Genomic DNA, 17506 nt, shown 5'->3' with positions numbered 1-17506 from the left:
CTAGCCGGAGTGCGCTGGCGCGGTGCGGCGACGGATCTCGCTCTGCAGTGCGCGCTGTCCCGCGGCGAGCGCGGCTTCGTAGGTGTCCGCGGGATCGAAGGCGTCGCGGAGCACCCGGGGGTTGCCTCCGTTCGCATCCGTTTCGAGCAGGCGCCAGACATAGGAGCCGACAGCCGGCTCCTCGACGATGAGTTCGATGGGCTGTGTCATGGCGTCAACATGCACCGAACGGCGCCCCCTGTCTGTAGGCCGGGTTCGACGGCTGCGTGCGCGGTCACCCTGGACGCCTCGCACCGCGCAGGCGCAGCGCGTTCGCGATCACCGAGGCCGAACTCAGGCTCATCGCAAGCGCCGCCACCATCGGTGACAGAAGCCAGCCCGTGAACGGAAACAGCACGCCCGCGGCCAGCGGAATGCCGAGCGCGTTGTAGAGGAACGCGAAGCCGAGGTTCTGCTTCATGTTGGCGATGGTCTGCTCCGAGATGCTGCGCGCCTCGGCGATGCCGCGCAGGTCGCCCTTGACCAGCGTGACCTGGGCGCTGTTCATCGCCACGTCGGTGCCGGTGCCCATGGCCACGCCGACGTCGGCCCGGGCGAGCGCGGGCGCATCGTTGATGCCGTCGCCCGCCATCGCGACGATGCGTCCCTCGCGCTGCAGCCGCTCGACCAGCGCCAGCTTGTCGGCCGGCTTGACTTCGCCGTGCACCTCGCCGATGCCCAGCTTCGACGCCACCGCGCGCGCCGTGGTGAGCCCGTCGCCGGTGGCCATGATCACGCGCAGGCCCGAGGCCTGCAGCGCCGCGAGCGCTTCCGCGGTGGTGGCCTTGACCGGGTCGGACACCGCGAGCAGGCCGGCGAGGCGATCGTCGACCGCGAGGAACATCACGCTCGCGCCTTCGCGGCGCAGCGTTTCGGCCTGCGGCTCGAGCGCATCGACCGCCACCCCCAGCCGGTCCATCAGCGCCGTGTTGCCGAGGGCGAGCCGGCGGCCCTCGACGCTGCCGCTCACGCCGATGCCGCTTTCGGAATCGAAGCCGTCGGGCGCGGTGAGCCGCAGGCCGCGCTCGCGCGCCGCCGCCACGATGGCATGCGCAAGCGGATGCTCGCTGCCCTGGTCGAGGCTGGCCGCGAGGTGCAGCACCTCGTCGTCGCCGAAGCCGGCAGCCGCCGCCGTGCGTTCGAAGCGCGGCCGGCCTTCGGTCAGCGTGCCGGTCTTGTCGACGATGAGCACATCGACCCGGCGGAAGTTCTCGATCGCGGCCGCGTCGCGGAACAGCACGCCCCGGGTGGCCGCCTTGCCCGTGGCCACCATGATCGACATCGGCGTGGCCAGGCCGAGCGCGCAGGGGCAGGCGATGATGAGCACCGCCACCGCATTGATGAGCCCGTGGGTCCAGCTCGGCGCCGGCCCGAGGAAGCCCCAGGCGAAGAAGGTCGCCACCGCGATGCCGATCACGGCCATCACGAACCAGCCCGCCACGTGGTCGGCCATGCGCTGCATTGGCGCGCGCGAGCGCTGGGCCTGCGCCACCATCTGCACGATGCCCGCGAGCACCGTCTGCGAGCCGACCTTTTCCGTCTGCATCACGAGCGCGCCATGGGTGTTGAGCGTGGCGCCGATGAGCTTGTCGCCGGCGCGCTTGCCTACCGGCAGCGGTTCGCCGGTCAGCATCGATTCGTCGACCGCGCTCTCGCCCTCGACCACCACGCCGTCCACCGGCACCTTCTCGCCGGGGCGAACGCGCAGGCGGTCGCCGACATGCACATGCGCGATCGGGATGTCTTCCTCGGTGCCGTCGGCACCGATGCGCCGCGCCGTGCGGGGTGCGAGCCCGAGCAGCGACTTGATTGCGGCCGAGGTCTGCGAGCGCGCCTTGAGTTCGAGGATCTGGCCCAGCAGCGTGAGCGAGACGATCACCGCCGCTGCCTCGAAGTACACCGCCACACGGCCCATCGACATGAACGACGCGGGAAACACCTGCGGCGCCATCGTGGCCACCACGCTGTAGGCGAAGGCCGCAGCGGTACCCAGGCCGATGAGCGTCCACATGTTGGGGCTGCGGTGCGCCACCGACTGCGCGGCCCGCACGAAGAAGGGCCAACCCGCCCACAGCACGATCGGCACCGAGAGCACCAGCTCGATCCAGCTCTGCGTGGCCATGTCGAACCACTGCAGGCGGTGCCCGGCCATCGCGAGCACCGCCACCGCGACCGTGAGCGGCAGCGTCCAGAAGAAGCGGCGCTGGAAGTCGCGCAGTTCCGGGTCGCCCTTGCCGTCGCCGTCCTCGTCCAGGCTCGGCATCTCGGGTTCGAGCGTCATGCCGCACTTTGGGCAGTTGCCCGGGTGATCCTGGCGGACCTCGGGGTGCATGGGGCAGGTGTAGACCGTCCCCTCGGCCGCGGCCTCGGCCAGCGCTTCGCGGTGTGCCTGCGGGCCGTGGTGGCGATGATCGTGGTGATCGTGGTGGTGCGTACCGTTCATTCGAGTGCTCCTGCTGCGGAAGAACGCCAGTCTCCACCTTGACATGGTGTGAATGTCAAGCGCCCGAAGGGCCTCCGCGCGAGGTCCGCAGCGCGCGTGCGCTACACTCCGCGCCGCTTGCAGCCGTGTCCAGCGCTGCGCCGTCATTGGCAACATGACGAGAACAAACCAAAGGAAATTTCAAGTGAACCGTATCGAACTGGTCGAAAAGATCGCCACCGCCCACAACGTCAGCAAGGCAGAAGCCGCCCGCATCCTGGAGACCGTCACCGGTTCCATCATCGCCGCCGTGAAGAAGGGCGACCCCGTGCAGCTCATCGGCTTCGGCACCTTCAAGCAAGTGGCCCGTGCCGCACGCACCGGCTTCAACCCGCAAGCCGGCGCCAAGATCAAGATCGCCGCGCAAAAGGTGCCGAAGTTCGTGCCGGGCGCTGCCTTCAAGGCCGCGATCGACCCGAAGGCTGCGAAGCGCAAGGCCGAGAAGGCTGCGGCCAAGCCCGTCGCCAAGAAGGCCGCACCGGCCAAGAAGGCTGTCGCACCGGCCAAGAAGGCTGCCGCGCCCGCCAAGAAGGCCAAGAAGTAATTGGCACGAACGCAGCCGCTGCTGGCTGCGCTCCAAAGAAAACGGCCCCTCGGGGCCGTTTCTTTTTTGGCCGCGCCTCAGCCGAGGCTGGACATGCGCGCGAGGATCAGGTCGTGCAGCGTCTGCGCCGCCACCGACAGGCTGCCTTCGCGGCGCTGCACGAGGTAGATGGTCCGCGTCAGGCCGGGCAGCGGCAGCGGCCGGGTCACGAGCGTGTCGCGCCGGAAGTGGAACAGCGTGAGCGCAGGCACCACGCTGATGCCGATGCCGGCCTCCACCAGGCCCATGACGGTGGCCAGGTGCTCGACCTCGAACACCGCGTTGAGCCTGAGCGGATGCAGCGCGGCATCGAGCGACTGGCGCACGCTGCTGTTGCGTGCCATCTGGATGAAGGGCCACGGCGCCAGCTGCCTGGCGGTGAGCCGCGACACCGTGGCGAGCGGATGGTCCTTGCGGCACACCAGGTGGAAGCGGTCGTCGCAGAGCTTGCGCCCGCGCAGGTCGCTCGCCGCGGCCGCGCCGGCACCGGTGGCGGCGAGCGCGAAGTCGGCCTGGTGGTTGCGCAATTGGGCGATGCAGGCGTCCGACAGCGCATCGTGCAGCTCGACCGTGATGCCCGGCCAGGCCTGCATGAACTCCGACAGCACGGCCGGCAGCCAGCCCGCCGCGAGCGAGGGCAGGGCCGCGATGCTCACGCGGCCCTTGCGCCGCTCGGCATGGTCGGCCAGGTCGCCGATCGCGTCCTGCATGTCGTCGAGCAGCCGGCGCGCCGAGGGCTCGAACAGGCGGCCCTCGGGCGTGAGCTGCACGCTGCGGGTGTCGCGGTCGAACAGGCGCGCGCCCAGGGTTTGCTCGAGCGTGCGGATCAGGGCGCTGAACGCAGGCTGCGACAGGTGGCAGGTCTGCGCCGCGCGCGTGAAGTTGCGCTGGTCGGCCAGCGCCATGAAGGCGCGCAGCTGGCGGGAAGAAAGGTCGGGCGCGGACATCGGCGTGCGTGCGTGCGGGGGATCGGAAGGGGGGCGGTGCGCAACGGAAATTCAGGCCTGTCGATGGTAGGCCCGTGCCCTGGACGCAACATGCATTTGTGCGTGTCGACCGCCGCTGGCGGAAAATCGGTGATTCTGTAAAAAAATTGTGACTTGAAGCACTTTTCGGCATCATGATCCGGGCGATGAAGTCCGGCGCAGCACCTCTGGCCTGGCGGCATACCCTCGGGGTGCATGTTGCCGCTCTCTTTCTGGCTATCGCGGCGACGAGCAGCGGGGCGCAGCCGTCTGCGCCCGCGCCTGTGCCGGCATCCGCGTCCGCCCCTGTGCGGCTGCGCATCGTCGGCGGCTTGGGCGGCCTGAACCAGTACACGCGCCACGAGGCGCGCTTCTGGAACGAGGACCTGCGGCGGCTGAGCAACGGCAAATACGACGCGTCCATCGTTGCGTTCAACCAGGCCGGCGTCCCGGGGCAGGAGATGCTCAATCTCATCCGGATCGGTGTGATCCCGTTCGGCACCGCGCTGCTGAGTCAGGTCAGCAACGAGTACCCCGAGCTGGGGGCACCCGACATCGCGGGCCTGAATCCCGACATGGGCACGCTGCGCCGGGTCGTCGCTGCTTTCCGGCCGTACCTCGAACGCACGCTGCGCGAACGGCACGGCGTCGAGTTGCTGGCCGTGTACGCCTATCCGGCCCAGGTGATCTTCTGCAGGCAGCCCGTGAAGCAGCTGTCCGACCTGGCGGGACGGCGCGTGCGCGTCTCGGGCAACACCCAGGCCGACTTCGTCCGCGCGCTCGGTGCGGTGCCGGTGTTCACCGAATTCACCGAGGTCATCGCCAACATCCAGTCGGAGAACACCCAGTGCGCCATCACGGGCGCGATGTCAGGCAATGCGCTGGGGCTGCACAAGGTGACCCAGTCGCTCTACACCATGCCCCTCAGCTGGGGCATCGCGGTGTTCGGCGCCAACGCCGACGCATGGAGCACGCTGCCGCCCGAGCTGCAGGCGCTGCTGCGGCGAGAACTGCCGAAGCTCGAGGCGGAAGTCTGGCGCGAGTCGGAGCGCGACACCGGCCACGGCATCGCCTGCAACACGGGCGCGGACGCCTGCACCTCGGGCAGCAAGGGGGCGATGGTCGAGGCCCGCCCGTCGGCCGAGGACGACAAGCGTCGGCGCGAGATCTTTGCCGGCACCGTGCTGCCGAAATGGCTGCAGCGCTGTGGCGGGACCTGCGTCGAGGTCTGGCAGCAGACCATCGGCCCCCTGGTCGGCATCAAGGCGCCAGTCGGCCAGTGAACAAGCCGCTGCCCAGCCGCATCACCAGTTTCGTCGTCGGCGTGGCGGGGCTGTTCCTCATGGCCGTCGTAGCGGTGGCGGGCTTCATGACCTGGCAGCTGCGCGAAAGGGCGATCGGCGAGGCCGAGGCGCATGCGGTGCAGTTCATCAACGCCTCGGAAGCGGCGCTCAATCGCGGGCTGCTCGGGGTGGACGTGCTGCTCGCGGGATTCGGGCAGTTCCTGCGCAAGTCGAACGAGGCCACCGTGGCGCGCGACATCGCCCAGCCGGAAACTGCGCAGCTGATCGAGAACGTGGTGCGCCAGAGCCTGCTGGTGCGGTACGTCGCTTTTCTGACGCCGGAGGGCTCGGTGGTGGGTTCGTCCGACCGCCGGGGCGCGGGGTTGACCGTGCATCTGCCGGAGCGCTTTCTGAAGGAGATCCTAGACCGGCCCGGCTCGATGCTCGCCATCAGCACGCCCACGGTGAGCCCGACGACCTCGCAGCAGGTGCTGTTCTTTGCGCGCGTGCTTCGCCTGGACGACGGCAGCAGGCTGGTCGCGGTGGCCGAGGTGCAGGTCTCCATGCTCACCACCGTGCTTGCGCAGGGCGCCAGCATCCGGGGGCTCGAGGTCACGCTGGAGCGCGAGGGCGGCCGGCTGCTCGCCAGCATTCCGCCGCGCGACGACCTGGCCGGCCGGACACTGATGCCGATCCTCACCGAGCAGGCGAGCGACGGGCACCCCCGGCGCATGACGTCGCGGCTCGGCGGCAAGCCGGCCATCGTGGCGGCGCGTCCCGGGCTCTACCGGAACCTGGTGATCGTCGCGAGCATTCCGCTCGACGCGGCGCTCGAGGGCTGGCGCCGGGAGCGCAACGTGATCATGAGCGCAGCGCTGGCCTTTGCGCTGCTGATCCTCGGCATCGGCTATTTCGCCATGACGCAGCTGCGGCGCCAGTGGCGCGCCCGCACGGAGCTGGTGCGCTCGAAGGCAACGCTCGACCAGGCGCTCGAATCGATGGTCGACGGCTTCGTGCTGCTCGACCCGCAGGACCGCGTCGTCACCTGGAACCGCCGCTTCGTCGACTACTTCCCGTGGGCCGAGCCCCAGCTCGCGCCGCTCGTGCCGTTCGAACGCATCGACGAGGAGAACGCCCGTCACCTGCTCGCGCAGAACGACCAGGAGCTCACGATGCTCAACGGCCAGGTGATCCTCGAGGTGAAGAGCCCCACGCCTGACGGCGGTATGGTGTGCGTCTACCGCGACGTCACCGAGAAGAAGCGCCACGTCGCCGACATCCTCGAGGGCAAGGCACAGCTGCAGGCCACGCTCGACGCGCTGCCCGACGTGCTGCTCGAAGCCGGCATCGACGGCCGCTGCTACCGCTTCCATTCGCCGCGCCGCCCCAAGCCGTCGATCAAGGTGCGCGAGCCGGTGGGCAAGCTGATGTCGGACCTGCTGCCGAAGAATGCCGCCGCCGAGGTGATGGTGGCGCTGCGCGATGCCTTCGAAACCGGCTTCTCGTCGGGGCGGCAGTTCGAGAACCGCGCGGCACGCGGCACCACCTGGTTCGAGATTTCGGTCTCGCGCAAGCTGATCGGCGAGGGCGCCGCCGCGCGATTCATCGTCATCCTGCGCGACATCACCGAGGCCAAGCTGGCCGCACGCGAGATCGAGCACCTGGCCTTCTACGACATTCTCACCGGCCTGCCGAACCGCCGGCTGCTGCTGCACAGGCTGCAGTCCACGGTCGACGCGAACGTCCGGCGGTCGCGCCATGGTGCGCTGCTGTTCCTTGACCTGGACGACTTCAAGACGCTCAACGATGCGCTCGGCCACGCCACCGGCGATGCGCTGCTCAAGCAGGTGGCCGTGCGGCTGCAGGACTGCCTGAGCGAAGGCGGCACGGTCGCGCGGCTCGGCGGCGACGAGTTCGTGGTGCTGCTCGAGAACCTGAGCGACGATGGCGCCGTGGCGGCCATGCAGGCCAATGCGGTCGGCGAGGCCGTGCTCGCGAGCATCAACCGCATGTTCCAGCTCGACGACCACCAGTACCACAGCACCTGCAGCATTGGCGCCGTGGTCTTCAGCGGCGCGAACCAGTCGCTCGAAGACCTGCTCAAGCAGGCCGACATCGCGATGTACTACGCCAAGTCCGCGGGCGGCAATGCGCTGCGCTTCTTCGAGACGGCGATGCAGACGGCGATCACCGCGCGCGCGACGCTCGAGAGCGAGCTGCATGCGGCCATCCAGGGCGAGCAGTTCGTGCTGCACTACCAGAGCCAGGTCGCGGCCGACGGCCGCATCGTGGGCGCCGAGGTGCTGATTCGCTGGGAGCATCCGGCACGCGGCCTGGTGCAGCCCGGCGGGTTCATCGAACTCGCGGAGGAGACCGGCCTCATCGTGCCGATCGGCATGTGGGTGCTCGAGACCGCCTGCAGGCAGCTCGAGTGCTGGCGCCACGACCCCAAGCGCAGCCACCTGCGGCTCGCGGTGAACGTGAGCGCGCGCCAGTTCCGCACCGACGATTTCGTCGACCGCGTGCGCGACGTGCTGCACCGCACCGGCGCCGACCCGACGCGGCTGGAGCTCGAGCTCACCGAGACCCTGCTGCAGGAGAAGGTGGCCGACACCATCGAGAAGATGCAGGCGCTCGCGGCGCTGGGCGTGCGCTTCTCGATGGACGACTTCGGCACCGGCTATTCGTCGCTCTCGTACATGACGCAGCTGCCGCTCAACCAGATCAAGATCGACAAGTTCTTCGTGCAGAAGGTCGGCGTCGACCCGAAGGTGCAGATGATCATCCAGGCCATCATCGGCATGGCGCGCAACCTCGACCTCGAGATCGTCGCGGAAGGCGTCGAGACCGAGGCGCAGTTCGCGTTCCTTCAGGCTGCGCATGTCGAGATGTTGTGCCAGGGCTACCTGTTCAGCAGGCCGGTGCCGCTCGCGCAGTTCGAAGCGCTGCTTGACGTCGAGATGGCGGGCTGAAGGCCGCCGCCCCAGCTCATCGAAGCCCCGACCATGCCCGCCCGCCGCTTCCACCTGCCCCGGCTCAGCCTGCGCGCGCGCATGTCGGCGGGCGTGGCGGCGTTCGTCTTCCTCACGGCGGTGGGGGTCACCGCGGCGGCGCTGTACCTGGTCAAGCGCAGCATGCAGGCCGCCATCGTCGACGAGGAGTTCGAGCGCATCTCGCAGATCGCCGATGCAGTGGACCAGAAGTTCCGCGCCCGGCGCACTCTGCTGAAGACCTTCGGCGACAGCATCGAGACCCACCGCCTCCAGGGCGCCGCAGGGCTGCAGGATCTCCTCGTGCAGCACAGGGCGCTGAAGGAGGCCTTCGACAACATCGCGATCGCCGACCGCGCGGGGGAGATCGTGGCCAACTTCAACGGTGCGCACCAGATCGGCAAGGCCAACGTGGCCGACCGCGAGTACTTCGAGCGCACCGTGGCGGGCAAGGCCGGCGTGATCTCGAAGCCCTTTCGCAACCGCATCAACGGCCTGCCGCAGATCGCGATGACCGAGCCCGTGCTCGACGCGGCGGGCGAGGTGGCCTTCGTCATCTCGGCCTTCGTCAACCTCAGCGCGACGAACTTCCTCGGCGAGCTCGCGAACGTGCGCTTCGGCGGCAGCGGCTACATGTTCATCACGAGCCTCGACGGCATCGTCATCGACGACCCCGACGAGTCCCGGCTCCTGCAGCATGCGGTGGACGGCGGCGCCGACAGCGAGGCGCTCGGGCGCGCGCTCGCGGGCTTCGAGGGCACCTTCGAGGCGCCCGACCGCGGCGGTACACCCGGGCTCTATGCCTTCAAGCGCATCCGCGAGACCGACTGGGTGCTCGGCGCGATGTATCCGCGCGAGGAGGCGTTCTCTCGCATTGCGCAGGTCGAGCGCTTCGCCTGGCTCGGCACCTTCCTGCTGACGCTGCTGGCCGGCGGTTTCGCGTTCGCCGCCTCGCGCGCGCAGCTTGCGCCTCTCGCGCGGCTGCGCCAGCACATGCAGGTCTCGCGCACCGCCGACGACTACGCGCCGATGAAGGACGCGCCGCCGAAGGACGAGGTCGGCGACCTGTCGCGCACCTTCGACCTGCTGATGCAGGAGCGCCAGGCCTCGCAGCAGAAGCTGGCCGAGAGCGAGCGCTTCCTGCGCGACGTGACCGACCACCTGCCGGCGGTGGTGGCCTACTTCGACCGCGATGACCGCTGCCTGTTCGCCAATGCGGCCGGGCTCGCGATGCGCGGCCGCACGCACGCCGACATCGGCCGCATGACGATGCGCGATGCGCTGCCCGACGCGGTCTACCGCCAGCTCGAGCCGCAGATCGCGAAAGTGCTCCAGGGCACCCCGTCGCGCACCGAGGGCACCTACGAGCGGCGTGGCAGGGAGGGCTTCTTCGAATGCCACCTGGTGCCCGACCTGCGCGACGGCGGCGAACTCGCCGGCTACTACGTGATGACCTTCGACGTCACGCAACGCAAGCTGGCCGAGATGCGCAGCGCCGAAAGCGAGCGGCGCCTGCGCGGCCTCACCGACGGCGTTCCGGCGCTGCTGACCGAAGTCGACCGCGACGAGCGCGTGGTGTTCTGCAACGGCAGGTACCGGACCTGGCTCGGCGTGGAGCCCGACGCGCAGGTGGGCCGCCCCTTGCGCGATGCGCTCGGCGAGGCGCAGTACCTGCAGCGCAAGCCGTTCCTCGTGCGCGCCTTTGCGGGCGAGGTGGTGAGCTTCGAGCAGCCCGCCAGCCTGCTGATCGGCGAGCGCATCCTGCAGACCACCTACCTGCCGCACATGGACGCCGAAGGCGCGGTGGTCGGCCTGTACATCCTGGCCAACGACGTGACCGAACTCAAGCGCCAGCAGATGCAGCTCGACGCACTGGCGCGCGAGGATGCGCTCACGGCGCTGCCGAACCGCCGCTCGTTCGAGGAGCACCTGCGCGATGCCATTGCGCGCTCGCGGCGCTCGGGGCTGCCGGTCTGCCTGCTGTTCCTCGACGTCGACTACTTCAAGACCATCAACGATTCGCTGGGCCATGCAGCCGGCGACGCGGTGCTGAAGGAGTTCGGCCGGCGACTGCGCCAGAGCGTGCGCGAGACCGACATGGCGGCGCGCTATGCGGGCGACGAGTTCGTGATTCTGCTCGAGGCGGTGTCCGATCCGGCCGACGGGCCACTCGTGGCGGGCAAGGTGCTGGCGGCGATGCGGCCGGCGTTCGAGCTGCCGAGCCGAAGCCTGCAGGTCACGACCAGCATCGGCATCGCGGTGTCGGAGCCCGAGGAAGACTTCGTCTCGCTGCTGGCGCGCGCCGACACGGCGCTGTATGTGGCCAAGAAAGAAGGGCGCAACCGCTTCATGCTGGCCGCGCCCCGGTCGCCTTCGCCCGACGGCACCCCACGGTGGCCGCGCCAGGAGTCGACGGGCGCATGAAGCGCGTGGAGAGCGATTTGCGCCTTGTCCTACGCCGAAAGCATCGGTGCCTGCCTAAATTGACGCCACCGTTGCACGATGGCGAGCAGGATGCCTGTCGCCCCGACGCACGGACCCTGGAGGAGAAAGCGCAATGACGGATTTCGGCGGCGGGAGTGCCCCCTTGAGCCAACGCACTCTGACCGACGCCGACTTCCGGCTGATGGTCGATACGGTCGTCGACTATGCCATCGCCGTGCTGGACCCCGGCGGCATCGTCATCAGCTGGAACGACGGCGCCCGCCTGCTTAACGGCTACGAGGCGCCCGAGGTGCTCGGACGCCATTTCTCGCTCATCTACCCGAGCGAGATGCTCGACCAGAATCTGCCCGAGCAAGAACTCGAGACCGCGCGCGAGGCCGGCCGCGTCGAGCAGGAAGGCTGGCGCCTGCGCAAGGACGGCACGCGCTTCTGGGCCAGCGTCGTCATCACGCGCATGAACGGCAGCAACGGCGAGGTGCGCGGCTTCTCGTTGATCTGCCGCGACCTGAGCGAGCGCCGCCGGCAGGACGAGATGCTGCGCCTGAGCGAGGAGCGCTTTCGGCTGCTGGTGGAGGGCGTGAAGGACTATGCGATCTTCATGCTCGACCCGGGCGGCCACGTCGTGAGCTGGAACCTCGGCGCGCAGAAGAACAAGGGCTACGAGGCCGCGGAGATCATCGGTCAGCATTTCTCCAAGTTCTATCCGCCCGAAGTCGCTGCCACCGGCTGGCCTGAACTCGAATTGCGAAATGCGCTGCGCGACGGCCGCTTCGAGGACGAGGGCTGGCGCGTGCGCAAGGACGGCAGCCGCTTCTGGGCCAGCGTGGTGATCACCGCGCTGCACGACGCGAGCGGCCGGCATCGCGGCTTCGCCAAGGTCACGCGCGACCTGACCGAGCGGCGCCGCGTGACCGCGCTCGAGGATGAAGGGCGGCGCGTCACGAACTTTCTCGCGATGCTCGGGCACGAACTGCGCAACCCGCTCGCGCCGATCTCGAACGCGCTCGAACTGCTCAAGCGTGAGAAGACCGAATCGGCCGTGGTGCTCCACACCCGCGACATCATCGGGCGGCAGCTGCGCCAGATGACCCGCCTCGTCGACGACCTGCTCGACGTGGGGCGCATCACCAGCGGCAAGGTCCATCTCGAGAGCAAGCCGCTCCGGCTGCGCGACGCTGTCGCGCAGGCCATCGAGGCGGTGCGGCCGCTGATCACGAGCAAGTCGCAGACCCTGCATTTCCCCCGCGGCGAGGCCGACCCGTGGATCGCCGGCGACAGCGCGCGCGTGATCCAGATCGTGAGCAACCTGATCCACAACGCGGCCAAGTTCACCCAGAGCGGCGGCAACATCCATGTGTCGCTGACCCAGGCCGGGAGCGATGCCGACATCAGCGTGCGCGACGACGGCCCGGGCATCCAGCCCAAGGACCTGCAGCGCATCTTCGACCTGTTCGTGCAGGGCGAGCAGGACATGGCCCGGTCGCAGGGCGGTCTGGGCCTGGGGCTCAGCCTGGTGCAGCAGCTGGTCACGCTGCACGGCGGGCGCGTCAGCGCGTTCAGCACCGGCCGGGCCGGCGAGGGCAGCGAGTTCGTGGTGCAGTTCCCCGCCACGCCCGCTCCGGCGACCACGCTCGAATCCGAGCCGCGGCCCGTGGGCGAGCAGCGGGTGCTGGTGGTGGACGACAACAAGGACGCCGCGGAGACCATGGCGCTGCTGCTGGAGGCACTGGGCTACCGGTCGAGCATCGCGCACGACGGGCTCAGCGCCATCGAAGCGGTGAAGGCGCAGGACCCCGACGTGGTGCTGCTGGACATCGGCCTGCCCGACCTGAGCGGCCATGAAGTGGCGCGGCGGCTGCGCGCCGAGCTGGTCAATCCGCCGGCGCTGATCGCGATCACCGGCTATGGGCAGGCGAGCGACCGCGACACCAGCCTCGAGGTGGGCTTCAAGGCCCACATGACGAAGCCGGTCGACGTCGACCGGCTTTCGGCGCTGCTCGAGCGCCTGCTGGCGCCCAAGGCAGGCGGCGCGGGCGGGTAGCCGGGCTCAGCCCGGGTGCGGCGGCTCGACCGGCAGTGCGCGCTTGTGTGCGCTCTTGCGGTGCGTGGTCAGGATGATGTCGCGCGCCGCGGCCGCCACGGGCTTGCCTTCGAGGAAATCGTCGATCTGCTCGTAGCTGACGCCGAAAGCGTCTTCGTCGGGCTTCTGCGGCACCAGCGATTCCAGGTCGGCCGTGGGCACCTTGAAGACCAGTTCCTGCGGCGCACCGAGCTGCTGCGCGAGCGCGCGCACGCGGCGCTTGTTGAGCCCGCTGAGCGGCGTCACGTCGGCCGCGCCGTCGCCGAACTTGGTGAAGAAGCCCATCAGCGCCTCGGCCGCGTGGTCGGTGCCGACGACGATGCCGTCGTGCGCGCCGGCCACCGCGAACTGCGCGATCATGCGCTGGCGCGCCTTGATGTTGCCGAGCACGAAGTCCTCGTGCCCGGGGTCGCGGAACCCGAGCTCGCCGGCCTTCACCGCCGCGAGCATGGCGTCGGCCGCGGGCCGGATGTCGACCGTGAGCGTGCGGTCGGGCGCGATCACCGCGAGCGAGCGCTGCGCCTCGGCTTCGTCCTTCTGCACGCCGTAGGGCAGGCGCATCGCGATGAACGTGGCCGCATGGCCCTCGGTGCGCAGGCGCTCGACCGCGCGCTGTGCGAGGCAGCCCGCGACCAGCGAATCGACGCCGCCGCTGATGCCGAGCACCAGCGCCTTCAGGCCCGTGCCGCGCAGGTAGTCGGCCAGAAACGTCACGCGCCGCTCGACTTCGGCCGCGGCATCGAACACCGGCGCCACGTTCAGCGCCGCGATGATCTCGCGCTGCCTGGCGTCCACGGCAGCAAGTTCGCCATCACTCATGATCTGCTCCTTCGTCTGTGTGCAAGCGATTAGAAATCCACCAGGCTCAGGCCGATGCTCAGCACGGTGCGCCGGCGGTTGTAGTCCACCAGCGTATCGCCGTAGCCGTGGAACAGCTGCGTGTGGAAGCGCAGGTTGCTCTTGGTCGGGTCGCCGATGGCCTTGAGCCATTCGAGCCGCACCGAGCCGCGGCCGCTGTCGCGCAGGTTGTGGCGCACGGTGATGCCGAGCGTGTTGTCGCGGTCGAGGTTCCAGCGGCCCGTGACCTCGGCGCGGCCGATGTAGCTCGAGATGTCGGGGTTGTCGTCCTTCTCGGCACCCTCGGAGAGACGCTGCCAGATGCGTCCCGTGATGTTGAAGCGGTCGCCGAGCTCGGCGCCGCCCATCAGGTAGACGCGGTTCCAGCTGCGCGACAGCGGCAGGCTCTGGCCGTTCGACTGGTGCACCAGGCCCACGCCCGCATAGCGCCAGCGCCAGCCGCCGGGCAAGGCGAAGTCGAGCGGGTACACGTACATCAGCTCGGGTTCGTGGTCGGTGGTGCGGAACGGGCGCGAGAGCTCGCCGTTGAAGAGCTGCCAGGTCGACTGCTGCGAGTAGGCGAACCACAGCGAGTCCTTCCGGGCCGGGTCGTTCTGCGTGAGCAGGCCCTGCGCGAGCTTGGTGCGCACCGACAGGCCGATGCGCATCTCGTGGGCCTGGTAGGCCACGGGCGTGCCGGTGTGGCCTTCGGACGGCGAGGTGGGCACGTCGGGCTTGCTGGTGGCGGCCGAGGCGGACACGTTGAGCGGGCGGTAGCCGCGGAACACGAAGGTGCCGCAATCGCTGCCGGTCTCGAGCTCCCAGAAGCGCGACAGGATCGAGTACTGGCGGTCGCGGCAGCCCTCGCTGGTGGCGACCGAGACCACGCGCGTCGCCGGCATCGAGGCATCCACCGGGGTTCCCGGCTGGGTGCTGGCCAGCACCGGCGGTGCCACCGGCACCGACACCGCCGGCAGCGTCTGCTGCTGCGCCCAGCGGTCGAAGCAGGCCAGGCGCGCCTCGTTGTTGGTGCCGAGCGCGGTGCACTGCTGCCAGGTCAGCTGCGCATCGGCGAGCGGGCTCGCCGGCTTGTCGACGGCCTGCGCGCCGGCAAGCGTTGCCGCGAAGAGGCCGGGCACCAGCAGCAGGCCGGCGGTGAAGGGGGGGCGGTGGCGATGGGGGAGGGGTTTCATTTTTTCTCTGCGGTCCGTTCCGTCTTGGTGAGCGTGAAGGGATGGGTGCTGTCGTCGTCGGCGTTGCGCCATGTGCCGGTGAACTCGCGGCCGCACGAGGCTGGCCGGAGCGTGCCCGACCAGACGCCCGTGATGCGGCGGCCGTCGCGCGATTCGTCGATCGCGAGCGTGCCTTCGTCGTCGACGTCGCCCGCGAGCTGGGCCACCGAGGCGTCGGCGCGCGTGACGGTGCCGCGCACGCCGGCGTATTCGGGATGGCGGTCGAGCCGCACCGAGGCCGTGCCGGCCTGGCCGTCGAAGCGGGCCTGCCAATCGCCGTAGAGGGCGTCGACCGGCAGTTCGCGCGCGGTCGCGGGGCAGCCGGGCGGCGCTCCTGGCGCGGCGCAGCCCGCTGCGAGTGCGGCCGCGGCCAGCAGCGCAAGCATCCGCTGCGGCTTCATGGCGCGGCGGCAGCGGCCGCGGCGGCCGCTGCGCTGTCCTGGGCCTTGCGCGCGAACTCGGCGCGCAGTGCCTTGAGCTTCTCGCGCGGGTCCTCGCGCGTGGTGGCCTTGTCCAGGCCCATCTCGGCGATGAAGCGGCTCGGCACGCAGGGCACCATCTCGCGGCCTTGCTTGCGCTTCTTGGTCCAGCTTACCGCCAGGCTGCGCTGCGCGCGCGTGATGCCCACGTACATGAGGCGGCGCTCTTCCTGCAGCCGCTGCAGTGTCTCGTCGCTGACCTTCAGCTGGCGGCCGTTGTCGTCCTCGAGCTTGAACGGCAGCAGCCCCTCGGTCACGCCGATCAGCATCACGTGCGGCCATTCGAGGCCCTTGGAGGCGTGCAGCGTCGAGAGCGTGACCACGTTCTGGTCCTGCTCGCGCTCGCTGATGGTCGACAGCAGCGAGATGGTCTGCGCCACCTCGAGCAGGCTCTTGCGCTCGGTCTCGATGTTGCTGTCGGCGCCCGAGGTGTCGTCGATCGTGCCGCCCGCACGCAGCGACATCCAGTCGACGAACTCCATCACGTTGGTCCAGCGCGCGGCCGCGGCCTGCTCGCTGTCTTCGCCGTCGTAGAGGTGCTGCTCGTAGCCGATCTCCTTGAGCCACTCGAGCATGAAGGTGCGCGAGTCCTCGGCGCCCATGGTGCGGCGCGCGCGGTATTCGAGGTCGTTGATGTAGCGGCCGAACTCGTGCAGGCCATCGAGCGCGCGCTTGGGCACCACGCTCGGCAGCGACGGGCTGAACAGCGCCGCGAACAGGCTCAGCTTGTACTGGCTCGCGAATGTGCCCAGGCTCGCGAGCGTGGTGTGGCCGATGCCGCGCTTGGGCGTGGTGATGGCGCGCAGGAACGCCGGGTCGTCGTCGTTGTTGACCCAGAGGCGGAACCAGCCGCAGAGGTCCTTGATCTCGGCGCGGTCGAAGAAGCTCTGGCCGCCCGAGACCTTGTAGGGGATCTGCGCGCGGCGCAGCGCCTGTTCGAGCACGCGTGCCTGGTGGTTGGCGCGGTAGAGGATCGCGAAGTCGCGGAACTCCTTGTACTGCTTGCCCTGCGTGGTCGCATCGCCCGCGCGCAGGCTCACGATGCGTGCCACCGCGCGCTCGGCCTCGTGCGCCTCGGAGTCGGCATCGACGATGCGCACCGGCTCGCCTTCGCCGAGCTCGGAGAACAGCGTCTTCGGGAACAGCTTCGGGTTCGGGCCGATCACGTTGTTGGCCGCGCGTAGGATCGCGCTGGTCGAGCGGTAGTTCTGTTCGAGCTTGATGACCTTGAGCGTCGGGTAGTCGACCGGCAGCCGGCGCAGGTTGTCGAGCGTGGCACCGCGCCAGCCGTAGATCGACTGGTCGTCGTCGCCCACCGCGGTGAAGCGGCCGCGCTCGCCGGCCAGCGCCTTGAGCACTTCGTACTGCGTGGCGTTGGTGTCCTGGTATTCGTCCACCAGGATGTGGCCCAGCGCGGCCTGCCACTTGGCGCGCACTTCATCGAAGTCGCGCAGGAGCTTGAGCGGCATGCCGATCAGGTCGTCGAAGTCGACGCTCTGGTAGGCCGTGAGCCGCTCTTCGTAGCGCCCCATGATGCGCGCGGTGATGCGCTCGTTGTCGTCGGCCGCGGCGGCCTCGGCCTGGGCCGCGGTCAGGCCCATGTTCTTCCACTTGCTGATGGTCCATTGCCAGATGCGTGCGGTGGCCGCATCGGTGGTGCCGCCCGCATCCTTGAGGATCTTCGTCACGTCGTCGCTGTCGAGGATGCTGAACGCCGGCTTCAGCCCGAGCACGGCGCCGTCTTCGCGCATCATGCGCACGCCGAGCGCGTGGAAGGTGCAGATCACCACCTTCCGCGCGTCGCGCCCGATCAGCTCCTTGGCGCGCTCGCGCATTTCGCTCGCAGCCTTGTTCGTGAAGGTGATGGCCGCGATGCGCTTGGGTTCGAGCCCGGCCTGGATCAGCCGCCCGATCTTGTGCGTGATCACGCGCGTCTTGCCCGAGCCCGCCCCCGCCAGCACGAGGCAGGGGCCGTGCATGTAGTTGACAGCTTCTTGTTGGGCGAGGTTGAGACCGGAGGACATGGAGCGTGGGAACCGACGAAAGGCCGCAACGGGAATGGCGGCGCGAAAGCGGGCAATGATACGGGCC

General features: G+C 69.4%; 12 protein-coding genes. 5 read left to right on the top strand and 7 right to left on the bottom strand.

Features of this window, described 5'->3' with window-relative positions; genetic code table 11:
• Both AC3A6J_RS20730 and AC3A6J_RS20725 read right to left on the bottom strand, forming a co-directional pair.
• Nucleotides 1–210 carry a hypothetical protein gene (locus AC3A6J_RS20730; protein WP_487861865.1) on the bottom strand — a complete coding sequence of 70 codons (210 nt, stop codon included), beginning with the start codon at nt 208–210 and terminating at the stop codon, nt 1–3.
• 64 nt (nt 211–274) lie between these two features.
• The gene (locus AC3A6J_RS20725; RefSeq protein ID WP_487861864.1) at nt 275–2482 is read right to left on the bottom strand and encodes a copper-transporting P-type ATPase; all 2208 of its coding nucleotides are present in this window, start codon (nt 2480–2482) and stop codon (nt 275–277) included.
• A gap of 184 nt (nt 2483–2666) precedes the next feature.
• Between AC3A6J_RS20725 and AC3A6J_RS20720 the strand changes: the two genes are divergently transcribed.
• Entirely contained in the window at nt 2667–3065 is a 399-nt protein-coding gene (locus AC3A6J_RS20720; RefSeq protein WP_487861863.1) for an HU family DNA-binding protein, read from the top strand.
• A 77-nt stretch (nt 3066–3142) separates the two neighbouring features.
• Here AC3A6J_RS20720 and AC3A6J_RS20715 read toward each other — a convergent pair whose 3' ends face one another.
• Complete coding sequence (locus AC3A6J_RS20715) at nt 3143–4051, bottom strand: LysR substrate-binding domain-containing protein (RefSeq protein WP_487861862.1); 909 nt, start codon at nt 4049–4051, stop codon at nt 3143–3145.
• Nucleotides 4052–4236: 185 nt separating this feature from the next.
• On the opposite strand from AC3A6J_RS20715, the gene AC3A6J_RS20710 reads away from it, so the two are divergent.
• From AC3A6J_RS20710 to AC3A6J_RS20695, 4 genes are all read left to right on the top strand, one after another.
• Complete coding sequence (locus AC3A6J_RS20710) at nt 4237–5352, top strand: TRAP transporter substrate-binding protein (RefSeq protein WP_487861861.1); 1116 nt, start codon at nt 4237–4239, stop codon at nt 5350–5352.
• Complete coding sequence (locus AC3A6J_RS20705; RefSeq protein ID WP_487861860.1) at nt 5349–8324, top strand: bifunctional diguanylate cyclase/phosphodiesterase; 2976 nt, start codon at nt 5349–5351, stop codon at nt 8322–8324. Before AC3A6J_RS20710 ends, AC3A6J_RS20705 begins: the two co-directional genes overlap by 4 nt.
• 33 nt (nt 8325–8357) lie before the next feature.
• On the top strand, nt 8358–10766 hold the full coding sequence (locus AC3A6J_RS20700; RefSeq protein ID WP_487861859.1) for a diguanylate cyclase domain-containing protein: 2409 nt from the start codon (nt 8358–8360) through the stop codon (nt 10764–10766).
• Between the two features lie 133 nt (nt 10767–10899).
• On the top strand, nt 10900–12828 hold the full coding sequence (locus AC3A6J_RS20695; RefSeq protein ID WP_487861858.1) for a hybrid sensor histidine kinase/response regulator: 1929 nt from the start codon (nt 10900–10902) through the stop codon (nt 12826–12828).
• 6 nt (nt 12829–12834) lie between these two features.
• Here the strand turns inward: AC3A6J_RS20695 and nadE are convergent, their stop codons facing one another.
• The 4 genes from nadE to AC3A6J_RS20675 are packed head-to-tail and all read right to left on the bottom strand — an operon-like array spanning nt 12835 to nt 17439.
• Nucleotides 12835–13686 (bottom strand): NAD(+) synthase, encoded by an 852-nt coding sequence (gene nadE / locus AC3A6J_RS20690; protein ID WP_487861857.1) that lies wholly within the window; start codon nt 13684–13686, stop codon nt 12835–12837.
• A gap of 29 nt (nt 13687–13715) precedes the next feature.
• Nucleotides 13716–14897 (bottom strand): phospholipase A, encoded by a 1182-nt coding sequence (locus tag AC3A6J_RS20685; protein ID WP_487861856.1) that lies wholly within the window; start codon nt 14895–14897, stop codon nt 13716–13718.
• Nucleotides 14894–15337, bottom strand: coding sequence for a hypothetical protein (locus AC3A6J_RS20680; RefSeq protein ID WP_487861855.1), 444 nt, complete (start codon nt 15335–15337; stop codon nt 14894–14896). The genes AC3A6J_RS20685 and AC3A6J_RS20680 overlap by 4 nt, the downstream gene beginning before the upstream one ends.
• Nucleotides 15334–17439 (bottom strand): ATP-dependent helicase, encoded by a 2106-nt coding sequence (locus tag AC3A6J_RS20675; protein WP_487861854.1) that lies wholly within the window; start codon nt 17437–17439, stop codon nt 15334–15336. Before AC3A6J_RS20675 ends, AC3A6J_RS20680 begins: the two co-directional genes overlap by 4 nt.
• Nucleotides 17440–17506 lie beyond the last annotated feature (67 nt).

It is taken from the genome of Variovorax sp. Soil_C_39, assembly GCF_057656815.1.
Note: the sequence above shows the minus strand (reverse complement) of the source record. Positions and strands in the feature narration are given on the sequence as shown.

What these genes read in the sequence shown, in the direction of transcription:
- AC3A6J_RS20680 (WP_487861855.1), bottom strand. Translation starts at nt 15,337, where the DNA reads ATGAAGCCGCAGCGGATGCTTGCGCTGCTGGCCGCGGCCGCACTCGCA.
- AC3A6J_RS20730 (WP_487861865.1), bottom strand. Translation starts at nt 210, where the DNA reads ATGACACAGCCCATCGAACTCATCGTCGAGGAGCCGGCTGTCGGCTCC.
- AC3A6J_RS20715 (WP_487861862.1), bottom strand. Translation starts at nt 4,051, where the DNA reads ATGTCCGCGCCCGACCTTTCTTCCCGCCAGCTGCGCGCCTTCATGGCG.
- AC3A6J_RS20710 (WP_487861861.1), top strand. Translation starts at nt 4,237, where the DNA reads ATGAAGTCCGGCGCAGCACCTCTGGCCTGGCGGCATACCCTCGGGGTG.
- AC3A6J_RS20675 (WP_487861854.1), bottom strand. Translation starts at nt 17,439, where the DNA reads ATGTCCTCCGGTCTCAACCTCGCCCAACAAGAAGCTGTCAACTACATG.
- AC3A6J_RS20695 (WP_487861858.1), top strand. Translation starts at nt 10,900, where the DNA reads ATGACGGATTTCGGCGGCGGGAGTGCCCCCTTGAGCCAACGCACTCTG.
- AC3A6J_RS20685 (WP_487861856.1), bottom strand. Translation starts at nt 14,897, where the DNA reads ATGAAACCCCTCCCCCATCGCCACCGCCCCCCCTTCACCGCCGGCCTG.
- nadE (WP_487861857.1), bottom strand. Translation starts at nt 13,686, where the DNA reads ATGAGTGATGGCGAACTTGCTGCCGTGGACGCCAGGCAGCGCGAGATC.
- AC3A6J_RS20725 (WP_487861864.1), bottom strand. Translation starts at nt 2,482, where the DNA reads ATGAACGGTACGCACCACCACGATCACCACGATCATCGCCACCACGGC.
- AC3A6J_RS20700 (WP_487861859.1), top strand. Translation starts at nt 8,358, where the DNA reads ATGCCCGCCCGCCGCTTCCACCTGCCCCGGCTCAGCCTGCGCGCGCGC.